The organism is Nocardioides sp., from assembly GCF_025965415.1.
Taxonomy (GTDB): Bacteria; Actinomycetota; Actinomycetes; order Propionibacteriales; family Nocardioidaceae; genus Nocardioides.
Genome location: NZ_JAOPWY010000098.1, coordinates 1 through 20,473 on the forward strand (window position 1 = coordinate 1; position 20,473 = coordinate 20,473).

General features: G+C 71.6%; 20 protein-coding genes. 3 read left to right on the forward strand and 17 right to left on the reverse strand.

Annotated features, from left to right (window positions below; all coding sequences use genetic code 11):
* From JWN97_RS10370 to priA, 8 genes are all read right to left on the reverse strand, one after another.
* Positions 1 to 1,448: ABC transporter ATP-binding protein (locus JWN97_RS10370; RefSeq protein ID WP_297622096.1), on the reverse strand; the 1,448-nt coding region annotated here is incomplete at its 3' end.
* Entirely contained in the window at positions 1,445 to 3,277 is a 1,833-nt protein-coding gene (locus JWN97_RS10375) for an ABC transporter ATP-binding protein (protein WP_297622098.1), read from the reverse strand. The genes JWN97_RS10370 and JWN97_RS10375, both read right to left, overlap by 4 nt.
* Positions 3,278 to 3,332: 55 nt before the next feature.
* Complete coding sequence (locus tag JWN97_RS10380) at positions 3,333 to 4,103, reverse strand: amino acid ABC transporter ATP-binding protein (RefSeq protein WP_297622100.1); 771 nt, start codon at positions 4,101 to 4,103, stop codon at positions 3,333 to 3,335.
* Positions 4,100 to 4,978, reverse strand: a complete 879-nt coding sequence (locus JWN97_RS10385) for an amino acid ABC transporter permease (RefSeq protein WP_297622102.1) — start codon at positions 4,976 to 4,978, stop codon at positions 4,100 to 4,102. Before JWN97_RS10385 ends, JWN97_RS10380 begins: the two co-directional genes overlap by 4 nt.
* Positions 4,978 to 5,883: an ABC transporter substrate-binding protein gene (locus JWN97_RS10390; protein WP_297622104.1), complete on the reverse strand. Its 906-nt coding sequence runs from the start codon at positions 5,881 to 5,883 to the stop codon at positions 4,978 to 4,980. The genes JWN97_RS10385 and JWN97_RS10390 overlap by 1 nt, the downstream gene beginning before the upstream one ends.
* 27 nt (positions 5,884 to 5,910) lie before the next feature.
* Entirely contained in the window at positions 5,911 to 6,672 is a 762-nt protein-coding gene (gene hisF / locus JWN97_RS10395) for an imidazole glycerol phosphate synthase subunit HisF (protein ID WP_297622106.1), read from the reverse strand.
* On the reverse strand, positions 6,669 to 7,121 hold the full coding sequence (locus tag JWN97_RS10400; RefSeq protein WP_297622108.1) for an NUDIX hydrolase: 453 nt from the start codon (positions 7,119 to 7,121) through the stop codon (positions 6,669 to 6,671). Before JWN97_RS10400 ends, hisF begins: the two co-directional genes overlap by 4 nt.
* Positions 7,118 to 7,864 carry a bifunctional 1-(5-phosphoribosyl)-5-((5-phosphoribosylamino)methylideneamino)imidazole-4-carboxamide isomerase/phosphoribosylanthranilate isomerase PriA gene (gene priA, locus JWN97_RS10405; RefSeq protein WP_297622110.1) on the reverse strand — a complete coding sequence of 249 codons (747 nt, stop codon included), beginning with the start codon at positions 7,862 to 7,864 and terminating at the stop codon, positions 7,118 to 7,120. Before priA ends, JWN97_RS10400 begins: the two co-directional genes overlap by 4 nt.
* A gap of 165 nt (positions 7,865 to 8,029) precedes the next feature.
* Between priA and JWN97_RS10410 the strand changes: the two genes are divergently transcribed.
* Positions 8,030 to 8,539 (forward strand): hypothetical protein, encoded by a 510-nt coding sequence (locus JWN97_RS10410; RefSeq protein ID WP_297622112.1) that lies wholly within the window; start codon positions 8,030 to 8,032, stop codon positions 8,537 to 8,539.
* A 173-nt stretch (positions 8,540 to 8,712) separates the two neighbouring features.
* Here JWN97_RS10410 and JWN97_RS10415 read toward each other — a convergent pair whose 3' ends face one another.
* The 6 genes from JWN97_RS10415 to hisD form a co-directional block, all read right to left on the reverse strand.
* Entirely contained in the window at positions 8,713 to 8,934 is a 222-nt protein-coding gene (locus JWN97_RS10415; RefSeq protein ID WP_297622114.1) for a hypothetical protein, read from the reverse strand.
* A complete protein-coding gene (locus JWN97_RS10420; protein WP_297622116.1) occupies positions 8,934 to 9,344 on the reverse strand; it encodes a hemerythrin domain-containing protein in 411 nt (136 codons plus the stop codon). Before JWN97_RS10420 ends, JWN97_RS10415 begins: the two co-directional genes overlap by 1 nt.
* Positions 9,345 to 9,540: 196 nt before the next feature.
* Entirely contained in the window at positions 9,541 to 10,185 is a 645-nt protein-coding gene (hisH, locus tag JWN97_RS10425) for an imidazole glycerol phosphate synthase subunit HisH (RefSeq protein ID WP_297622118.1), read from the reverse strand.
* Entirely contained in the window at positions 10,182 to 10,799 is a 618-nt protein-coding gene (gene hisB, locus JWN97_RS10430) for an imidazoleglycerol-phosphate dehydratase HisB (RefSeq protein WP_297622120.1), read from the reverse strand. Before hisB ends, hisH begins: the two co-directional genes overlap by 4 nt.
* Positions 10,800 to 10,863: 64 nt before the next feature.
* On the reverse strand, positions 10,864 to 11,979 hold the full coding sequence (locus JWN97_RS10435) for a histidinol-phosphate transaminase (protein WP_297622122.1): 1,116 nt from the start codon (positions 11,977 to 11,979) through the stop codon (positions 10,864 to 10,866).
* Positions 11,976 to 13,292, reverse strand: a complete 1,317-nt coding sequence (gene hisD, locus JWN97_RS10440; protein WP_297622153.1) for a histidinol dehydrogenase — start codon at positions 13,290 to 13,292, stop codon at positions 11,976 to 11,978. The genes JWN97_RS10435 and hisD overlap by 4 nt, the downstream gene beginning before the upstream one ends.
* 84 nt (positions 13,293 to 13,376) lie before the next feature.
* Here hisD and JWN97_RS10445 point away from each other — a divergent pair, with 84 nt between their 5' ends.
* Both JWN97_RS10445 and ybaK read left to right on the forward strand, forming a co-directional pair.
* Positions 13,377 to 14,042 carry an LON peptidase substrate-binding domain-containing protein gene (locus JWN97_RS10445; RefSeq protein WP_297622124.1) on the forward strand — a complete coding sequence of 222 codons (666 nt, stop codon included), beginning with the start codon at positions 13,377 to 13,379 and terminating at the stop codon, positions 14,040 to 14,042.
* Positions 14,043 to 14,052: 10 nt separating this feature from the next.
* On the forward strand, positions 14,053 to 14,562 hold the full coding sequence (gene ybaK, locus JWN97_RS10450) for a Cys-tRNA(Pro) deacylase (protein ID WP_297622126.1): 510 nt from the start codon (positions 14,053 to 14,055) through the stop codon (positions 14,560 to 14,562).
* 14 nt (positions 14,563 to 14,576) lie between these two features.
* On the opposite strand, the gene JWN97_RS10455 is transcribed toward ybaK, so the two are convergent.
* The 3 genes from JWN97_RS10455 to dnaE all read right to left on the reverse strand — a co-directional run bounded on the left by JWN97_RS10455 (position 14,577) and on the right by dnaE (position 20,424).
* Positions 14,577 to 16,220: a DUF3352 domain-containing protein gene (locus JWN97_RS10455; RefSeq protein ID WP_297622128.1), complete on the reverse strand. Its 1,644-nt coding sequence runs from the start codon at positions 16,218 to 16,220 to the stop codon at positions 14,577 to 14,579.
* Between the two features lie 65 nt (positions 16,221 to 16,285).
* Positions 16,286 to 16,858, reverse strand: a complete 573-nt coding sequence (locus tag JWN97_RS10460) for a hypothetical protein (protein ID WP_297622130.1) — start codon at positions 16,856 to 16,858, stop codon at positions 16,286 to 16,288.
* Entirely contained in the window at positions 16,855 to 20,424 is a 3,570-nt protein-coding gene (dnaE, locus tag JWN97_RS10465) for a DNA polymerase III subunit alpha (RefSeq protein WP_297622131.1), read from the reverse strand. Before dnaE ends, JWN97_RS10460 begins: the two co-directional genes overlap by 4 nt.
* Between the last annotated feature and the right edge of the window lie 49 nt (positions 20,425 to 20,473).

Sequence of the window (20,473 nt, forward strand, 5' to 3'; positions counted from 1 at the left end):
CCGAGCTCGACGAAGGCGCGCGCGACCTCGTCGTCGGTCGCGTCGGGCCGGCCGTAGCGGACGTTGTCGGCGACGGTGGAGTCGAACAGGAAGCCGTCCTGCGGGACCATGACCACCCGCGCGCGCAGCGAGTCGAAGCGCACCTCGTCGAGCGGGACGCCGGACAGCAGCACCCGCCCGCGGGTCGGGTCCATCAGGCGGGTGAGCAGCTTGGCGAAGGTGGTCTTGCCGCTGCCGGTCTCGCCGACGACGGCGACCCGGGTGCGGGCGGTGAGCTCGAGGTCGACCGCGTGCAGCACCTCCGGGCCGCCCGGGTAGGCGAACGAGACCTGCTCGAAGCGGACGCCGATCGGCCCGTCGGGCAGCGCCCGCCCGCCGTCGCCCGGGTCGGCGACGTCGGTCGGGGTGTCGAGCACGCCCAGCACCCGGCGCATCCCGGCGACGGCGTTCTGGGCCTCGTTGAGGACCTCGGTCGCCACCTGGACGGGCTGTACGAACAGGGTGACGAGGAACAGGAAGCCGACGAGGCGTCCGGTGGTGATCTCGCCGGCCACGCCCAGCAGCACGCCGACGACCACGACCATGCCGGTCGCCAGGGCGGCGACGAGCTCGCCGGTGGAGTAGGTGACCGCGGCGATCCGCTGCGCCCGGACCTGCGCAGCCCGGGTCGCGTCGACCGCGGCGTCGATCCGCGCGGCGGTGCGGTCCTGCACGCCGTACGCGCGGATCACCGGCGCGCCGACGACGGTCTCCGCGACGGCGCCGAGCATCTCGCCGACGCGGGCGCGCACCACGCCGTAGGCCTCCTGCAGCCGCTGCTGGAAGACCTTGACCGAGAGCACGAGCGGCAGGAAGCAGACGTAGACCAGCAGCGTCAGCTGCCAGGACCAGAACAGCATCAGCACCGTCGCGAGGGTCAGCTGCGCCGCGGAGACGACGATGAGCAGCCCGCCCCACTGCATGAAGGTGCTCATCGTGTCGACGTCGCTCGTGACGCGGGAGACCAGCGAGCCGCGGCGCTCAGCGGCCTGGTGCAGCACGGACAGGTCGTGCACCCGGCGGAACGCGCGCACCCGCAGCGCCGACAGCCCGCGCTCGGTGGTGCGGTAGAGCCGGACGTTGGTGAGGAAGTTCGCGAACGCGGTCACGAGGACCGCGAGCAGGGCCAGGCCGCAGGCCAGCCGGACGAGCCCGAGGTCGGGGCCGCCGTCGCCCATGAGGCCGTTGTCGATCGTCTGCTGGACGGCGACCGGGACGACCACGCGCCCACCGGTCGCCACGAGGGCGAGCAGCAGCGTGACGACCAGCCCCTCGCGGAACTCGGGGGTCAGGCGGATGCCGTGGGCCAGCGTCGCGAACGCACCGCGCTGCTTGCCGCGGCTGTCCATCGTCCCGGCGGCCCCGGGCAGGTCGAGCTGCTCCTCGTCGTGGTCGGCGGCGACGGTCACGCGGTCACCTCGCTCTCGGCGGCGGCGAGGGCGTCGCGGACGTCCTCGGCGCGCTGGGCCTCGGCCCGCTCGTAGGCGTGGACCAGGTCCTGGTAGCCCGCGGAGGTCTGCAGCAACTCGTCGTGGGTGCCGCGGGCGCTGACCCGGCCGTCCTCGACGAAGACGACCTCGTCGGCCATCGCGATGGTGGCCCGGCGGTAGGCCACGACGACGACCGTGGACGCCGAGCCGGACTCGCGCAGCCCGGCCAGGATGCGCTGCTCGACCTGCGGGTCGACGCTGCTCGTCGCGTCGTCGAGCACCAGCAGCCGTGGGCGTCGCACGACGGCGCGGGCCAGCGCGAGGCGCTGGCGCTGACCGCCCGACAGGGTCGTGCCGCGCTCGCCGACGACGGTGTCGAGGGCGTCGGGCAGGGCGGCGACGAAGCCGTCGGCCTGGGCGGTGCGCAGCGCTCCCCACACGTCCTCGTCGGGGACGTCCGCACCGAGCGTGACGTTGCCGCGGACGGTGTCGTCGAACATGAAGGCGGTCTGGGGCACCAGCGCGACGCTGCGGGGCAGCTCGCCCTTGCGCAGGCCCTTCACGTCGTGGCCGTCGATGCGGATCTGCCCCTCGTCGGGGTCCACGAGCCGGCACATCAGGCTGGTGAGGGTGCTCTTGCCCGACGCGGTCGCGCCGACGAGGGCCACGGTCCGACCCGGCCGGACCTCGAAGTCCACACCCTGCAGCAACGGGGTGGTCCCGTCGTAGGAGTAGTGGAGGTCGGCCACCTCGAGCAGGGCACCCTGCCGCGTGACGGGGAGCTCGTCGTCGCCGTAGGGCATGTTGCCCTGCGCGTCGAGCACGGCCTTGGCGCGACGGTAGCCCACGACCGAACGGGGGAACTCGCCGAGGAGCCAGCCGATGGCCCGGATCGGGAAGGAGACGATGGTGAGCAGGTAGGCGATGGTCACCACGTCGCCGGCACTGGTCGCGCCGCTGGCGACGCGCGACACGCCGACGGTCAGCACCACGAGCACACCCAGGCTGGGCAGGCTGGCCAGGGCCGGGTCGAAGACGGCCCGGATCCGGCCGGCGCGGATGTTGACGTCGCGCAGCTCGTGGGCCTTGGCCCGGAACCGGTCGGTCTCCTCGACCTCGCGGCCGAGCGTCTTGACGACCATGGCGCCGTCGAAGGACTCGTGGGCGATCTCGCTGACCTCGGCGCGCAGGCCCTGGGCCCGCGTCATCAGCGGCGAGGCGTAGCGCTGGTAGAGCAGGTTGGCGACGACGACCGCGGGGAAGACCAGCAGCCCGACGATCGCCATCACGACGTCGGCGACGAACATCTGGATGACGGCGATGACCATCATCACGACCGTGCCGAGCGCCATCGGGAGCGGCATGATCGGCGACCACGCGGCCTCGACGTCGGAGTAGGCGTTGGAGAGCAGCTGGCCCGTCGGGTGGCGCTGGTGCCACTCCATCGGCAGGGAGAGGTATTGCCGGGTGACGCCGCGGCGGGTGTGCGACTGCATCCGGTAGTACATGATGCCGCCGCCCAGGCGCCGGGCCACGATGCCGATCGCGCGCAGGATCGCCACGGCCATGAAGAGCGCGACGACCCACACGAGCAGGCCGGTGCCGATCTCGCCGTTGTCGAAGGCGGGGATCAGCACGTGCTGGGTGGACCAGCCGAGCACCCACGCGTCGGCGACGGTCAGGACCCCGAAGAGCACGGCGCCGAGGGTGGCGACGGTGAAGACGCGCGGCTCCCGCTTGACCCCGACCCAGAGGACGCGGAAGCCGTCGAGCGTGGTGGTGCCCCTCGGCTCCGCATCATCCGTCACTCTCGTGAGGTTATGCCCTGCCCCTGACACCGGCCCAATCGAAAAGCTGCCTCGATCAGGAGGCGCGGATCCGGGAGAGGAACGCGCGGGTGCGCTCCTGCTGGGGGTCGCCGATCACCTGGTCGGGGCTCCCCTGCTCGTGGATCCGGCCGTCGTGAAGGAAGCAGACCTGGTCGGCGACGTCGCGCGCGAAACCCATCTCGTGGGTGTTGAGCAGCATCGTCACGCCCTCGCCCTTGAGCTCGGTGAGCAGGTCGAGCACCTCACCCACCAGCTCCGGGTCGAGCGCGCTCGTCACCTCGTCGAGCAGCATCAGCCGCGGGTTGGCCACGAGGGCCCGGGCGATCGCGACGCGCTGCTGCTGACCGCCCGACAGGTCGTCGGGGCGGGCGCGGGCCTTCTCGGACAGGCCGACGCGCTCCAGCATCGCGAGGCCCCGGGAGCGGGCCTCCTCCGCGTCCACGCCGTGCACCAGGCGCAGCGCCAGGGTGACGTTGCCGATGACGTCGAGGTGCGGGAACAGGTTGTAGGCCTGGAAGACCATGCCCATCCGCGAGCGCACCTCGTCGCCGTCCACCTGCGGGGCGGTGATGTCGCGGCCCTCGAAGGTGATCGTGCCGTCGTCGACGACCTCGAGGAGGTTCACGCAGCGCAGCAGGGTCGACTTGCCCGACCCCGACGCACCGATCAGGACGACGCACTGGCCCGGCTCGATCGTCAGGTCGACGTCGCGCAGGACCACGTTGTCGCCGAACACCTTGCGCACGCCGTCCAGCCGCAGCAGCTCGCTCACGGCGTCCGACGGTCGGCTCACGAGCTCGCTCACAGGACACCCCCCGCCCCGTGGTAGCCCTTCTTGCGCGCATAGCGGTCGGTGAGCCTGGCCATCGGGATGGTGAGGCAGCAGAACAGCACGCCGGCGACGACGTACGGCGTGTAGTTGAAGTCGAGCGCCGTCTCGATCTGCGCCTTGCGGATCGCGTCGCTCACGCCGAGCACGGCGATGAGGCCGGAGTCCTTCTGCAGGGACACGAGGTCATTCATGAGCGGCGGGATCACTCGGCGCCAGGCCTGCGGCAGCACGACATGGCGCAGCGTCTGGCCGTAGGACAGCCCCAGCGAGCGGCCCGCCAGCCGCTGGCTCGGGTGGACCGACTCGATGCCGGCGCGCAGCACCTCGGCGACGTAGGCGGAGTAGGACAGCACCAGCGCGGTGCCGCCCCAGAACAGCGGCGAGGTCGGCATGCCGCTCAGTCCGAGCGCGGGTCCGCCGAAGCCCAGCAGGAAGATCACCAGCAGCAGCGGCAGCCCGCGGAACACGTCGACGTACGCCGTCCCGAGCAGGCGCAGGGGGAACGCCACCGGGCCGCGCAGGGTGCGCACGATCGCGACCGTGAGGCTCAGGGCCAGGATCAGCACCCAGCAGACCAGCATGACGCGGATGTTGAGCCAGAGGCCGTCGAGCACCGCCGGGAACGACGAGACCGCCTTGTCCCAGTCGAAGTAGGTCTCCTGGACCCGCTGCCACCCCGGCGAGCTGACCACGGCCCCGCCGAGCGCCCCGAGCAGGAGCAGCGTGCTTCCCGCCGCGATGACGGCGCTGCGCAGCGTGCGGCGTCGGCGCCACTCGTCACGCTCGCGCTGGACCGCGGAGGGCTGCCAGTCCTCGGTGGCCCGGGCCTCGGCCACCCGGTCGGTCATCAGGACAGCTCGGGAGCGCCCTGCTGGGCGAGCCACTCCTGGCTGATCTGGTCGAGGATGCCGTCGTCGCGCAGCGCGTCGACCGCACCGGAGATGCAGCCGGTGAGGGCGCTGCCCTTGGCCAGGACGGCGCCGAACTGCTCGGGCTCACCGTCCGGGAGGGGCAGCTGGCCAACGATGACGCCGTCGTCGAGCTGCACGGCCGTCATGAAGTAGGCGGTGGGGAGGTCGACCACGATCCCGTCGATCTGGCCGTTCTTGAGCGCCTGGACCGCCTGGTCGTTGGTGTCGAAGACGGCCGGCTCCTGCGACGGCTGGATCTGGTCGGTGATCGCGGTGTAGCTGGTCGTGCCGACCTGGGCCCCGAGCTTGGCGTCGGCCAGGTCGGCGATGCTGGTCACGCCGTCGATCGCGCTGCCCTTGTTGGTGATAACGGTCTGCACCACGTCGAAGTAGCCCGACGAGAAGTCCACGGCCTTGCGGCGGGCCTCGGTGATCGAGACCTGGTTGACGTCGAAGTCGAAGTCCTTGACCCCCGGCTGGACGACCTTGTTGAAGGGGACCGTCACCCAGGCGACCTGGTCGGCGGTGTAGCCGAGCTGCTCGGCGATGGCGTACGCCACCGCGGACTCGTAGCCCTCCCCGTTGGTCGGGTCGTTGTCGACGAACCACGGCTCGTAGGCCGGGGTGTCGGTCGCGATGGTGAGGGTGCCCGCGGTGACGGTCTCCATCGCGTCGGGCGTGCACTCGTCGGCCGCCGGTGACTCCGACGACGAGGAGTCGGTGGCCGCGTCGGAGCCGGAGTCGGCCTCGTCGGCCGGGGCGCAGGCGGTGAACGCGAACGTGGCGGTCGCGAGAGCGGCGACGGCGCAGTGCCGCACGAGGGGGCGAGACGTCTTCAGCATGGCGGAATCCTACGACTTCACTCGAGTTCAGCGGACGGCGTGACCGGCCGTGGACAGACCGGCCTTGACGTCGCCGATGCTCAGGGTGCCGAAGTGGAAGACGGTGGCGGCGAGGACGGCATCGGCGCCGGCCTCGACGGCCGGCGGGAAGTGCTCGACGGCACCCGCTCCCCCGCTGGCGATGACCGGGATGCTCACCTCCCGGCGTACGGCGCGGATGAGCTCGAGGTCGAAGCCGTCGGTCGTGCCGTCGGCGTCCATCGCGTTGAGCAGGATCTCGCCGGCACCGAGCTCGGCGGCGCGCACGGCCCACTCGATCGCGTCGAGTCCGGCGCTCCGGCGCCCGCCGTGGGTGGTCACCTCGAAGCCGCTGGCAGTCCCTGCGGCCCGCCTGGCGTCGACGCTCAGGACGAGCACCTGGTTGCCGAACCGGTCGGCGATCTCCGCGACCAGCTCGGGGCGACGGATCGCCGCGGTGTTGACGGCGACCTTGTCGGCCCCGGCGCGCAGCAGGCGGTCGACGTCCTCGACGCTGCCGACGCCGCCGCCGACGGTGAGCGGGATGAAGACCTCCTCCGCACAGCGGCTGACGACCTCCATCGTGGTCGCGCGGCCCTGGTGAGAGGCGGAGATGTCGAGGAAGGTCAGCTCGTCGGCACCCTCCGCGTCGTAGAGGCGGGCCAGCTCGACCGGGTCGCCGGCGTCACGGAGCTCGCTGAAGTTGACGCCCTTGACCACCCGGCCGCCGTCGACGTCGAGGCACGGGATGACGCGGATCGCCAGGCTCATCGCCCTGCCTCCTCGACCCGGCGTGCGGCCAACGCGATGTCGACGATCTCCGAACGGGGTTGGCCGTCGAGCGCCGCGAGCGGCACCCAGGCGGCGTGGTCCGTCGAGCCGCCGACCTCGGTGGTGCCCAGCTCCCCACCCGTGATCGTCGCCTCGAAGACGAACCGTTGCGAGCGGAACCAGCCGTCGAAGGTCCTGCCCCGCGCGGTGAAGTGGTGGTCGACGAGGAGCGCACCCGGCTCGACGTGGAGACCCGTCTCCTCGAACACCTCGCGCACCAGGCCGTCGCGGATCGACTCGTCGAAATCGATCCCGCCGCCGGGCAGCGACCACTCCGGGTCACTGTGCCCCTCGCCGTTCCACCACGCGAGGAGCACCCGCTCCTGCTCGTCGACGAGGAGGACGTAGGCGGCCAGCCTGGTGTGGTAGTCGGTGAACTCCACGGTCACCTGCCCCTCGTGAGGGCGAGGGCGTCCTCGAGGGTGAAGCGGCCCTCGTAGAGCGCGGTGCCCGCGATCGCACCCTCGACGCCCTCGCCGACCAGGCCCATCAGCGCGCGGATGTCGTCGAGCGTGGTGACGCCGCCGCTGGCGACGACCGGCTTGTCCGTTGCCGCGCAGACGTCGCGCAGGAGCTGGAGGTTGGGGCCCTGGAGCATGCCGTCCTTGTTGACGTCGGTGACGACGTAGCGTGCGCAGCCCTCGGAGTCCAGGCGCGCCAGCGTCTCGTAGAGGTCGCCGCCCTCGCGGGTCCAGCCGCGCGCGGCGAGGGTCGTGCCCCGCACGTCGAGCCCGACGGCCACGCGGTCGCCGTACGTCGCGATCGCCCGGGCGCACCACTCGGGCTGCTCGAGCGCGGCCGTGCCGATGTTGACCCGCCGGCAGCCCGCGGCCATCGCCGCCGCGAGCGACTCGTCGTCGCGGATGCCGCCGCTCATCTCCACCCGGATGTCGAGGGTGCCGACGATCTTCGCCTGGAGCTCGCGGTTGTGCCCGTGCCCGAAGGCGGCGTCGAGGTCCACGAGGTGGATCCACTCCGCTCCGGCCTCCTGCCAGCGCAGGGCGGCCTCGATCGGGTCGCCGAAGCGCTTCTCCGACCCGTCCACGCCCTGCACGAGCTGGACGGCCTGGCCGCCCTTGATGTCGACGGCGGGCAGGAGCTCGAGGTAGGGCTGCTCGGGGGTGCTGGGCATGGGTCGATCCTAGGAGCGGGACGTCGGGGTCCTCGCGCCCCGGTGGTCCGGCGAGACGCGCCTCACCTCCCGGGCGCACGTGTGCGGTCGCGCCTCCGGCTGGGCTCCCCCGTCGGTCGCCGGGTTGGCCGGGGTTGATCAGGCGCGCCCCCGTAGCGTGGCGGCGTGATCGGTGACCGCTGGGGCGTGACGGAGGCGGAGACCCGCCGTCACTACGGCTGCGACGACTTCGTCGCCGAACCGACGCTGCAGGCCTGGCGGGGCGTCACCGTCCACGCCGACGCAGCAACGGTGTGGGCGCGGCTGCGGCAGGTGCGTCTCGCGCCCTACTCCTACGACTTCGTGGACAACCTCGGCAGACGCTCACCACGCGAGCTGCGCGACGTACCCGAGCCGCGTGTCGGAGCCCCGTTCACCCGCGCGTTCGGACTCGACCAGGGCCGGGTGGTGGGGGTCGATCCAGGAAACGAGCTCACGGCGCGGATCATGTCGGCCTACATGTCGTACGTCGTCGCGTCGCAGGCGGACGGCACGCGACTGCTGCTGAAGGTGGTCGCGGGCACGCCGTCGTGGCTGGCGCCGGTGGTCTCGCTCGGCGACCTGGTGATGGCGCGCAAGCAGCTCCTCACCTTCAAGGCCCTCGCCGAACGCGACGCCGAGGCGTCCCGCGGCTAGAGGCCCAGGCCGCGGGCGCGCCGAGACCGCCTCGTGGTGGATCTGCGCCCTGATCCCCTCGTCGAGGGCGCGTACGCCGTTGCCCGTGCAGTCCACGGGCACGCCGCCGATGGTGGCGGTGAACCACAGCGGCACCGGCGCACACCGCCCGAGCCCGGTGGGGACGAGCCCCGCTAGCGCCAGACCGGTGCGACCTCGCGCCGGTAGCGCCGGGCCAGCAGCAGGGTCAGCAGGGTGACGACCGGTCCCGGGACCGTCGCGCGCAACGAGGACCGCTCCCGCTCCCCTGCCCCGTCCTGCATCCACGCCAGCGCGTTGGCGGCGTCGACGATGCTGGCCGGTCGCATCCTGCCGGCGACCGCCTTCCACTCCGGGTCGTCCTCCAGGGCGCCCATCACGCCCTCGACGTCACCTCTTCGTGGGCGAGGTGGCCGTTGATCACCTCGCGGGCCCGGGCGACCTCGTCGGCGGCGGCGCCGGCAGCGGCCGCGGTGGGCGTGGCCACCACCGCGTCGATCGCCGTGGACGACGACGCGAGCGCGTGCTTCATGGCCACGTGCTCCTCCTCCATCGCGGCGAGGAGGAGCGGGTCGAAGCCGCGCGAGGCCAGGAAGGGCCACGCGTAGGTGTCCTCGGCCTCGTGGTGGTGGGTCAGCTCTCGCACCAGGTTGCGCCAGGCGACCCGGACCTCACCGGCCCGCGCGGCATCGCCGTCGGCCAGCGCGCGGAGCGCCTGCTCGATGCGGTCCACGTCACGGCGCACCGCGGCGTGGATGATCTGGTTCATGCTCAGTGTCCCCGTCATGCCGGGACCGTAGAACGCCGACCGGAGGTGGGTCGACCCCGTTTTTCGGGACGTCGAGGTCGTCGCCCGACTACTCACGAGTTGGCGACTTGGGGGCCTCCGGGGACCCGGCTGGGGCACCCAACCCGCCAACTCACCGGTTGGCTGACCAACTCACGAGTTGGCGGCACGCGGCGAGCTGGCGGCACGCGGCGAGCTAGAGCGACGCCACCCAGTTCCGCAGCAGCGCGGCGCCGGCGTCCCCCGACTTCTCCGGGTGGAACTGGGTCGCGGACAGCGGTCCGTTCTCCACCGCGGCCACGAACCGGTCGCCACCGTGCTCGGCCCAGGTGACCAGCGGGGCGGACGTGCGGTCGTTGGTCACGAGGTCCCAGCTCCGGGCGGCGTAGGAGTGCACGAAGTAGAAGCGCTCCTGCTCCACGCCCGCGAACAGGCGCGACCCGCTCGGCGCCTCGACGGTGTTCCACCCCATGTGCGGCACGACGTCCGCCTCGAGACGGGTGACCAGGCCCGGCCACTCGTCGCAGCCGTCGGTCTCCACCCCGTGCTCGACGCCGCCGGCGAACAGGACCTGCATGCCGACGCAGATCCCCAGCACCGGGCGACCGCCCGAGAGCCGACGCCCGATGATCCGATCGCCCTTGACGGCGCGCAGTCCGGCCATGCAGGCGGCGTACGCCCCGACGCCCGGCACCACGAGCCCGTCAGCGGCGAGGGCGGTGTCGAAGTCGCCGGTGAGCGTGACGGACGCGCCGGTCCGCTCGACCGCGCGGACGACGGACCGCAGGTTGCCCGATCCGTAGTCGAGGACGACGACGTCGGCGCCGGACGACCCGCTCACAGGCTGCCCTTGGTGGACGGCACACCCGTCTCGCGCGGGTCGAACGACGCGGCGTCGCGGAAGGCGCGGGCGAAGGCCTTGAACTGGGTCTCGACGATGTGGTGCGGGTCGCGCCCGGCGAGCACCCGGACGTGGAGGCCGAGGTGCGCGTGGTGGGCGATCGACTCGAAGACGTGCCGCGTGAGCGACCCCTGGTAGGGCACGCCGTTGGCACCGCCCCCGCCGATGGCGACGTAGGCCTGACCGTCGGGCTCACCGGAGTGGACGCAGAACGGACGGCCGGAGACGTCGACGACCGCCTGGACGAGCGCCTCGTCGAGCGGGACGGTGGCGTCGCCGAAGCGGCGGATGCCGGACTTGTCGCCCAGCGCCTCCCGCAACGCCTGGCCGAGCACGATGGCGGTGTCCTCGACGGAGTGGTGGGCGTCGATGTGGGTGTCGCCGTTGGTGTGGACGACGAGGTCGACGAGCGAGTGGCGGGCGAACGCGTCGAGCATGTGGTCGAAGAAGCCGACGCCCGTGCTGACCTGGGCGCGCCCGGTGCCGTCGAGGTCGACCTCGACCCTGACCTGGGACTCCTTGGTGTTGCGCTCGATGCTGGCCGTGCGGCTCATGCGGGGTCCCTGCGACTTTCTTCGGAGGAGCGGGGCGGAGGAGACGAAGGTCGTGGGGTGGTGATCATGCCTGCTCCTTCGTCACGTCCGTGAGTGCCTGCCTGAATGCTGTCATCTCGTGCTCGGTGCCGATGGAGACCCGCAGCCAGCCGTCCGGCCCGGTCTCGCGGATCAGCACGCCGCGGTCGACGAGACCCTGCCAGACCGCGTGCCGGTCGGCGAACCGTCCGAACAGCACGAAGTTGGCGTCGGAGTCGGCGACCTCGAAGCCCTGCTCGCGCAGCCAGACCACCGTCGCGTCGCGCTCCACGCGCAGGTCGTCGACGCGCCCGAGCAGCTCGGGGGCGTGCCGCAGCGCGGCCAGCGCGGTCGCCTGGGTGACCGCCGAGAGGTGGTAGGGCAGCCGGACGACGCGGATCGCGTCGCAGATCGCCGGGTCGGCCGCGAGGTAGCCGAGCCGCGCTCCGGCCAGGGCGAAGGCCTTGCTCATCGTGCGGGTGACCACGAGGTTGCGGTGCTCGCCGAGCAGCTCGAGCGCGCTCGGCGTCCCGGCCCGGCGGAACTCGCCGTAGGCCTCGTCCACCACGACGACGCCGCCCGGCTCGTACGACGCCGCGGCCTCGCACAGCATGGTGACCGCCTCCGGCGGCAGTGCCGTCCCGGTGGGGTTGTTGGGGCTCGGCAGCAGCACGACGGACGGCCGCCGGGCGAGGACCAGCTCACGTGCGGCGTCGAGGTCGAGGGAGAAGTCCTCGGCCCGGTGGCCGGCCACCCACTCGGTGAGGGTGTCGCGGGCGTACTCGGGATACATCGAGTACGTCGGCGCGAACGACAGCGCCACCCGGCCCGGGCCGCCGAAGGCCTGGAGCAGCTGGAGCATGACCTCGTTGGAGCCGTTGGCCGCCCACACCATGTCGGGCGTGATGCCGCTGCCCCCGGACGTGTTGAGGTACGCCGTCAGCGCGGCGCGCAGATCGGTGAACTCGCGGTCGGGGTAGCGGTTGAGCGAGACCGCCGCCTCGCCGACCGCGCGGGCGATGTCGGCCGCCGCCTCGGGCGAGGGACCGTAGGGGTTCTCGTTGACGTTGAGCTGCACCGGCGCCTGCTCGTGCGACAGCTGGGGCGCGCCATAGGGCTCGATCCCCTGCAGCTCCTCGCGCAGGGGTGGGAACGTGCTCACTGCTCTGGCCGGGTGGCGTCGAAGCGCACCGAGACGGCCTGGCCGTGGCCCGGCAGGTCCTCCGCCTCGGCGAGCGTCACGACGTGGTCGGCGACCTCGGCGAGCGCGGCCCGGGAGTAGTCGATGACGTGCACCGACCGGGTGAACGCGCGCACCGACAGGCCGCTCGAGTGGCAGGCGCAGCCGGCGGTCGGCAGCACGTGGTTGGAGCCCGCGCAGTAGTCGCCGAGGGACACCGGCGCCCACGGACCGACGAAGATCGCCCCCGCGTTGCGGACGCGGGCCGCGTGGACCGCCGCGTCACGGGTGTGGATCTCGAGGTGCTCGGCGGCGTAGGCGTCGACGACGGCGACACCCTGGTCCATGTCGTCGACCAGCACGATGCCCGACTGCCGACCGGTCAGCGCCGTGCGGATCCGCTCGGTGTGCCGGGTCGCGAAGACCTGCTTGTCGAGCTCGGCGTCGACGGCGTCGGCCAGCTCGAGCGAGTCGGTCACCAGCACCGAGGCGGCCATCGGGTCGTGCTCGGCCTGGCTGATCAGGTCGGCGGCGACGAAGGCGGCCTCGGCGCTGTCGTCGGCCAGGATCGCGATCTCGGTCGGGCCGGCCTCGGAGTCGATGCCCACCACGCCGCGCAGCAGCCGCTTGGCGGCCGCGACGTAGATGTTGCCCGGGCCGGTGACCAGGTCGACGCGCTCGCAGGGGCCGGCGCCGAAGGCGAACATGGCGATCGCCTGGGCGCCGCCGACGGCGTACACCTCGTCGACGCCGAGCAGGGCGCAGGCGGCCATGATCGTCGGCTCGGGCATCCCCCCGCTGTTCTTCTGCGGCGGGCTGGCGAGGGCGATCGAGCGCACCCCGGCGACCTGCGCGGGCACGACGTTCATCACGACGCTGCTGACCAGCGGGGCCAGCCCGCCGGGGACGTAGAGCCCCACGCGGTCGATCGGCACCTTGCGGTGCGTCACGGTGGCGCCGGTCGCGACCTGGCTGGTCACGTCGTGCTCGAGCTCGGCCTCGCTGGTGGCGCGCAGCCGGCGGATCGACTCCTCCAGCGCCGCGCGCACGGCCGGGTCGAGCTCGTCCAGCGCCGAGGCGAGCGCCTCGCGGGGCACCCGGATGTCGTCGCTGTCGACCCCGTCGAACCTCGCCGAGAACTCCGTGATGGCCTCGACGCCGCGCGCCCGGACCGCGTCGATGATCGGCTGGACCTGATGCGTCGCGGCCTCAACGTCGAACTCGGCGCGAGGCACGCTCGCGCGGTAGTCGACGGACGCCGGGTCGGCACCCCTCAGGTCGATGCGACGGATCATGGACATGGCCCCGAGTCTAGGTTCCCCGGCGGGTCGGGCCCCGGTCGCGGGTTCACCGTGGACACGGGTGGTTAGGTAGATCACGTGAGCGATGCACTCCCGATGTTCCCGCTGAGCACCGTCGTGTTCCCGGGGATGAGCGTGCCGCTCCACGTCTTCGAGGACCGCTACCGGATGCTGGTCAACCACCTGCTGACGGTGGAGGACCCGGCCGCCCGAGTGTTCGGCACGGTGGCCATCCGCGAGGGCTACGAGGTCGGTGACCACGGCGCGCAGTCGGTCTACCGGATGGGCTGCGTCCTGCAGCTCACCGAGGTCGAGCGGCGCGAGGACGGCACCTTCGACATCGTCGCGGTGGCCCGTGAGCGCCTCAAGCTGGAGGAGATGCAGCGCGGCGCCGACTTCCCGCAGGGGGTCGTCGAGCTGGTGCCGGAGCCCGAGGTGGAGGTTCCCGCCGACCTGCTCGACCGGGCGCGGGCCACCTTCACCGCCTTCCGCGCCGCGATGACCGCCCTGCAGGGCGACCCGTTCAGCGGCACCCTGCCGCGCGACCCCGACTACCTCGCCTGGACGCTGTCCGCGCTGACCCCCCTGCCGATGGCGGAGCGACAGTCGCTGCTGGAGGCGAGCGACGCCACCGAGCGACTCGTGCTCGTCACCCGGCTGCTGACGGAGGAGCTGCGGGCGATCAACGTCATCCCGTCGCTCCCCGCCACCCAGGTCGCGCGGACCGCCTGGTCCCCCAACTGACCGGCCGCCCATGGCGAAGAAGGCACGCGGCTCCGGAGGTACGCCGGCCACGGTGGCGCTGACGGCCGCCGGCATCGCCTTCGAGGTGCGGTCCTACGAGCACGACCCGCGGGCGACGTCGTACGGCACGGAGGCGGCCGAGGCGCTCGGGGTGGACCCGGCACGCGTGTTCAAGACGCTGCTCGCGTCGCTGGACCCGGCGGCAGGACGGCGCGGAGAGCTGGTCGTCGGCATCGTCCCCGTCTCCGGCCACCTCGACCTCAAGGCACTGGCTCGGGCACTGGGCGGGAGCAAGGCGGTGATGGCCGAGGTCGCGGCGGCCGAGCGGGCGACCGGCTACGTCGCCGGCGGGATCTCCCCCATCGGGCAGAAGCGGGCGCACCCGACCGCCCTCGACGCCTCCGCGCTCGACCACGAGACGATCCTGGTCTCGGGCGGGCGTCGCGGCTTCGACCTCGAGCTCGCGCCCCGCGACCTGGTGGCGATCACCGGAGCGGTGACCGCCACCATCGGTCGCTGAACGCGACGGACCGATCAGTCCGTGGTGACCTTGACGAGACCGTGGACGACGTCGCCGTCGACCCAGCCGCTGATGCCGAAGGCCGACAGGGGCTCGAGGTTCTCGCTGACCTCGGGCATGTCCTGGGTCACGCGGACCAGCCAGTCGTCGTCGGCGTCGAAGCTCACGAAGAGCACCATCTGGGCGTCGTCCGCCTCGACGACCTTCGTGTAGTCGTCGCTGGAGCCGAGGTCACCCCCGGACTCCAGCTTGCCGCGGTAGTCGTCCTGCAGGGCGAGCACGGCGGTGCCGTCACCCTCGGTGACCTGGAGGTAGTCGGCCGCCTCGGGTCCGGCGTAGGTGCTGATCTTGTCGAGGACCGCCTGGATCTCGTCGGCGTCGCCCTTGATGGTGATGCCGGCGGGGACCTCACCCGGGCCACCGTTGCTGATCGCGTCGGGGTCGATGCCGCTGCCGACCGACATGGTCGTGCCCTCGCCGAGCAGGGTCTCGATGTCCTCCGGGAAGGACAGCCCGGTCTCGGACTCGAACTGTGCGATCTGCTCGTCGATCGTGTCGCTCTCCTCGGGCAGGCTGCTCTTGACGTAGTCGAGCATCGCGTTCGCCCAGCCCTTCTCGAGGGAGAAGCCCATCGCGGCCACGGTGTCGGCAGGGAGGTCGGCGACCATGTCGGCGCCGTCCTGGCTGTCGACGTACTTCGTGATGTCCTCCTGGTAGTTGGCCACGGCGTACTCGACCTCGACGGCACCGTCGTCGAAGCGGACCGTGGCGGCCATGCCGTCGAAGTCGTCGATCATCTGCTGGAGCTCGGCGGGCACCTCGCCGTCCGGTGCGAGACCCATCGGGTCCTCGCCGGTGAAGTCCTCGGGCGAGGACGGCAGGCCGCCGAACATGGAGCCCATGCCGGCCGCGTCGTCGAGGTACTGCGCAGCGGCCTTGGCGACGTAGACGGACATGAAGCCGTCGTCGCCCGCCTCGCCGGTCCACTTGTCGTACGACGCGTCGCCGGCCAGGGAGGCACCGTCGGCCGCGTCCACGACCTGCTGCGCGATCTCCTTGGTCTCGGCCAGGACCATCCAGTCGCCGTCGACGACCCAGCCCCCGACCTCGGCGTCGCCCTCGGCGGTGCCGCCGCAGGTGTCGATGAGCTTGGCGACGCCGTCCTCGGCCTTGCCGGCGTCGTTCACCTGGACGACGCCGACCGCGGCCGGCTCGTCCTCACCGAGGTCGACGGCGGCGAACGCGGCGCGCGAGCCCAGCCAGGGCTTGACGTCCTCGGCGTAGTCGAGGCCCTCGCACTCGCCGGACGCGGTGATCTCCTCGAAGAACCGCTCGCGGAGGTCGTCGTCGGTCTCGAGGTCGACCTTGTCGGTGAACCCGGGGAACTTGCGCAGCGTCTTGATGGCCTCGATCTTCTGGCCACCACTTGGGTCGAGGTCGACGCTGACGTAGGCGATGGTCGAGTCCGGGAGCGCCTCCGCCGGCTGCGAGCCCGTGGCGTAGAAGCTGGTGGCGGCCCACGCCCCACCGGCGACCACGGCGCCGCCGGCGACGAGGGCGCCGAGGGCGATCAGTCGCTTGCGGTTGTCGTTGTCGGGCGCGGCCTCGACCGGGCCGGACGCGTCCAGGTAGTCCGGGCCATCGGGTGTCATGCTCATCTGGGTGCTGCTCCCCCGTTGCAGGGCCCCGACCCGTGTCGGGGACCGAAAATGTCGGGCTCAGCCTACCCGCGAGAACGCGTGGCCAACCCCCGACTTCCCAAGAGATACATCCCGACCAGACCAGTCATCGCACCGGCGGGCAGCGCCACCAGCGCGGTGGAGTGGTAGGGCACGCGGTCGCGGTCGGGCGCGGTGAGTCCCAGGTCGCCGGAGATGGGCGTGTAGTCGGGCTGACCCGCTGCCAGGGCCTGCGGGTCGGACGGGCCCAGGGCGGTGCCGACGGCGTACATCACCACCCCGGCGAGGCTCGCGGCCACCAGGACGATGAGGACGGTCGCCACCTCGTGCCCCCTCCGAATGCCCGCCAGCGCCGCCAGCACGACGCCGAGCGGGAAGGCGATCAGCACGAAGAGGGCGATGCCCTCGAAGGAGAGGTCCGGACCGGCAGGCTCAAGGAACCACTGGCCCTTGAAGCTGAGCCCGGTCGGCGCGTCCCACAGCCGCTCCCACAGGGCTCCGGCGGCGGCACCCGCCACGAGGAACACGGCCACGACGACGGCGAGGCGGACCACGAGCGCGCGTGCGCCCGGCGTCCGGTCGCCATCGCGGGCGTCGGCCTCGTCGGCGGTGCTCATCCGGTCAGGCATCCCGGGCCGAGCAGCTGCTTGAGGTCGGCGAAGAGCGCGGGGCTCGGGCTGACCCGGAGGTTGTCGTCGAGCCGGAGCAGCTTGGTCGAGCTGCGGGTCAGCAGGCGCAGCTGCACCTCGGTCATGCCCGGGTGGGTGCCGAGCACGTCACGGAGCTGGGCCACCACCGGTGGGGTGCAGCGGGTCGACGGGAGGCTGATCACCACGGGGCCGGTCGGTCCGGTGGTCAGGTCGGGAGCCGTGACCTCCTGCGCACGCAGCTCGGGCTGGTCCTTGTCACGGGAGAGCTGGCCCTTGATCCGCACCACCTGGTCCTCGACCAGGAGTGTCGAGGCGAGGGTGTAGGCGCTCGGGAAGAGCAGCACCTCGATCGCCCCGTCGAGGTCCTCGAGCGTGATCGTGGCCCACGGGTCGCCGCGCTTGGTGATCTTGCGCGCCACCGAGGTGATCAGGCCGCTGATGGTGATCGTCGAGCCGTGGGGGCGCTCCTCGTCGAGCATGAGCTGGCCGATCGTGCAGTCGGTGCCCTGGGAGAGCACGTGCTCGAGGCCGAGGAGGGGGTGGTCGGAGACGTAGAGGCCGAGCATCTCCCGCTCGTGGCCGAGCAGCGTGAGCTTGTCCCAGTCGTCGATGTCGGGGATGGTCACGCTCACCCCGAAGCCGGCGTCGTCGTCGCCGAGGCCGCCGAACAGGGAGTCCTGGCCGATCGCCTCGTTCTTCTTGAGGTCGACGAACTGGTCGACCGCCGTCTCGTGGACGGCGGCCAGCGCCCGGCGCTTGTGCTTCATGTCGTCGAAGGCGCCGGCCTTGATCAGCGACTCCACGACGCGCTTGTTGCACACCAGCGCGGGGACCTTCTCCATGAAGTCGTTGAAGTCGGCGTAGCGGCCCTTCTCCTCACGCGCCGCGACGATGCCGGCGACGACGTTGCTGCCGACGTTGCGCACCGCGGTCAGGCCGAAGCGGATGTCGTGGCCCACCGGGGTGAAGTTGGCGTGGGACTCGTTGACGTCGGGCGGCAGGACCTGGATCTTCATCCGGCGGCACTCGTTGAGGTAGATCGCCATCTTGTCCTTGTCGTCCTTCACGGACGTGAGGAGCGCCGCCATGTACTCGGTGGGGTAGTTGGCCTTGAGGTAGGCCGTCCAGTAGGTGATGACGCCGTATGCGGCGGAGTGCGACTTGTTGAAGGCGTAGTCGGAGAACGGGAGCAGGATCTCCCAGAGCTTGTCGATCGCGACCTGGGGGAAGCTGCGCTCGAGCATGCCGGCCTGGAAGCCGGCGTACTGCTTGTCGAGCTCCTCCTTCTTCTTCTTGCCCATCGCGCGGCGCAGGTTGTCGGCCGCACCCAGGGTGAAGCCGGCCAGCACCTGGGCGATGGCCATCACCTGCTCCTGGTAGACGATGAGGCCGTAGGTCTCACCCAGCACCGGCTCGAGCGCCTCGGCGAGCGCCGGGTGGATCGGGTCGATCGGCTCGCGACCGTTCTTGCGGCGGGCGTACTTGTTGTGGGAGTCGGCGCCCATCGGGCCGGGACGGTAGAGCGCGCTCACGGCCGTGATGTCGGCGAACTGGTCGGGCTGCATCGAGCGCAGCAGGGCGCGCATGCCCGAGCCATCGAGCTGGAAGACGCCGAGGGTGTCGCCGCGGCCCATCAGCTCGTAGGTCGCCCGGTCGTCGAAGGGCAGCTCCTCGAGCACCACCTGCTCGTCGCGGTTGACGCCGATGTTGATCAGCGCGTCCTCGAGGGTGCGGAGGTTGGACAGGCCGAGGAAGTCCATCTTGACCAGCCCGAGCGACTCGCACATCGGGTAGTCGAACTGCGTGATGACCGCGCCGTCCTGCGGGCGGGCCATGATCGGGACGATGTCGATGAGCGGCTCGCTCGACATGATCACGCCCGCGGCGTGCACGCCCCAGTTGCGGATCTGCCCCTCGAGACCCACGGCGGTCTCGTAGATCGTGCGGACATCGGCGTCCTGGTCGTAGAGGGTGCGGAACTCGCCGCCGTCGCGGTAGCGCTTGTGCTCGGGGTTGAAGATCTCCTTGAGCGGCACGCCCTTGCCCATCACGTCGGCCGGCAGGGCCTTGGTGATCCGGTCGGAGATGGCGAAGCCGTGGTCGAGCACGCGCGCGGCGTCCTTGATGGCGGCCTTGGACTTGAGCCGTCCGAAGGTCGCGATCTGCGCGACCCGGTCGGCGCCGTACTTGTCGCTGACGTAGGTGATGACCTCGCCGCGGCGGGCGTCGTCGAAGTCGATGTCGAAGTCGGGCATCGAGGGGCGCTCGGGGTTGAGGAAGCGCTCGAAGAACAGGCCGTGCTCCAGCGGGCACAGGTCGGTGATGCGCAGCGCATAGGCCGCGATGGAGCCCGCACCGGACCCGCGGCCGGGGCCGACGCGGATGCCATTGTCCTTGGCCCAGTTGATGAAGTCGGCGACCACGAGGTAGTAGCCGCAGTAGCCCTTCTGGGAGATGATCGCGAGCTCCATCTCGACCCGGTCGCGGACGGACTGGTCGAGGCGGTCGCCGGGGTAGCGGGCCTCGATGCCGCGCCACACCTCCTTGCGGAACCAGCTGTCCTCGCTCTCGCCGGCGGGCACGTCGGCGCGCGCCATGTAGCCGCCGGTGGACTCGGTGAACTCGACCTCGCAGCGCTCGGCGATGGCGAGGGTGTTGTCGCACGCCTCCGGCATGCCGAACTGGTCGGCCCACAGGGCACGCATCTCGGCGGGCGACTTGATGTAGTAGCCGCCGCCGTCGAACTTGAGGCGGTTGGTGTCGGAGAGCCGCTTGCCCGACGCGACGCAGATCAGGGCGTCGTGGGCCGCGGCGTCCTCGGGGTTGTTGTAGTGGGAGTCGTTGGTGGCGATCGGGGGGAGGCCGAGCTCCTTGCCGAGGCGGAGCAGGTCGTCGCGGACCCGCTTCTCGATGGAGATGCCGTGGTCCATCAGCTCGAGGAAGACGTTGTCCCTGCCGAAGATCTCGCGCAGCTCGTCGGCCTCGCGCACGGCCTCGTCGTACTGACCGAGCCGCAGGCGGGTCTGGATCGCACCGCTGGGGCAGCCGGTGCTGACGATCAACCCCTTGCTGTGCTCGGCGAGGATCTCCTTGTCCATGCGGGGCTTGTAGAAGTAGCCCTCGAGGCTGGAGCGCGAGGAGAGCCGGAAGAGGTTGTGCATGCCCTCGGTGCTCTCGGCCCACATGGTCATGTGGGTGTAGGCGCCACCGCCCGCGACGTCGTTGCCGCCCTCCTCGGCCAGGTCGCCCTGGCCCCACCGCACCCGGCGGCGCTCACCGCGCATGGTGCCGGGGGTGATGTAGGCCTCGATGCCGATGATCGGCTTGACCCCGTGCTGCTTGGCCTTGCGGTAGAAGTCGTAGGCCCCGTGGAGGTTGCCGTGGTCGGTCATCGCGATGGCCGGCATGCCGAGGTCGCTGGTGCGGGAGAACAACCCGTCGAGCAGCGAAGCCCCGTCGAGCATGGAGTATTCGGTGTGCACGTGCAGGTGCACGAAGTTGTCCACGGAACTTGGGGAGGAGCCGGCCGACATGGAGGAGACTTCCGCACCTTTCAGGGTCGCTGACGGTGTCACTGGGGTG

Excerpts from the sequence above, each read along its gene's own strand:
- JWN97_RS10385 (WP_297622102.1), bottom strand. The coding sequence starts at position 4,978 with ATGACCGACCGGGTGGCCGAGGCCCGGGCCACCGAGGACTGGCAGCCC.
- JWN97_RS10390 (WP_297622104.1), bottom strand. The coding sequence starts at position 5,883 with ATGCTGAAGACGTCTCGCCCCCTCGTGCGGCACTGCGCCGTCGCCGCT.
- hisF (WP_297622106.1), bottom strand. The coding sequence starts at position 6,672 with ATGAGCCTGGCGATCCGCGTCATCCCGTGCCTCGACGTCGACGGCGGC.
- priA (WP_297622110.1), bottom strand. The coding sequence starts at position 7,864 with ATGCCCAGCACCCCCGAGCAGCCCTACCTCGAGCTCCTGCCCGCCGTC.
- JWN97_RS10415 (WP_297622114.1), bottom strand. The coding sequence starts at position 8,934 with ATGGGCGCCCTGGAGGACGACCCGGAGTGGAAGGCGGTCGCCGGCAGG.
- JWN97_RS10420 (WP_297622116.1), bottom strand. The coding sequence starts at position 9,344 with ATGACGGGGACACTGAGCATGAACCAGATCATCCACGCCGCGGTGCGC.
- hisB (WP_297622120.1), bottom strand. The coding sequence starts at position 10,799 with ATGAGCCGCACGGCCAGCATCGAGCGCAACACCAAGGAGTCCCAGGTC.
- hisD (WP_297622153.1), bottom strand. The coding sequence starts at position 13,292 with ATGATCCGTCGCATCGACCTGAGGGGTGCCGACCCGGCGTCCGTCGAC.
- ybaK (WP_297622126.1), top strand. The coding sequence starts at position 14,053 with ATGGCGAAGAAGGCACGCGGCTCCGGAGGTACGCCGGCCACGGTGGCG.
- JWN97_RS10455 (WP_297622128.1), bottom strand. The coding sequence starts at position 16,220 with ATGAGCATGACACCCGATGGCCCGGACTACCTGGACGCGTCCGGCCCG.
- JWN97_RS10460 (WP_297622130.1), bottom strand. The coding sequence starts at position 16,858 with ATGAGCACCGCCGACGAGGCCGACGCCCGCGATGGCGACCGGACGCCG.
- dnaE (WP_297622131.1), bottom strand. The coding sequence starts at position 20,424 with ATGTCGGCCGGCTCCTCCCCAAGTTCCGTGGACAACTTCGTGCACCTG.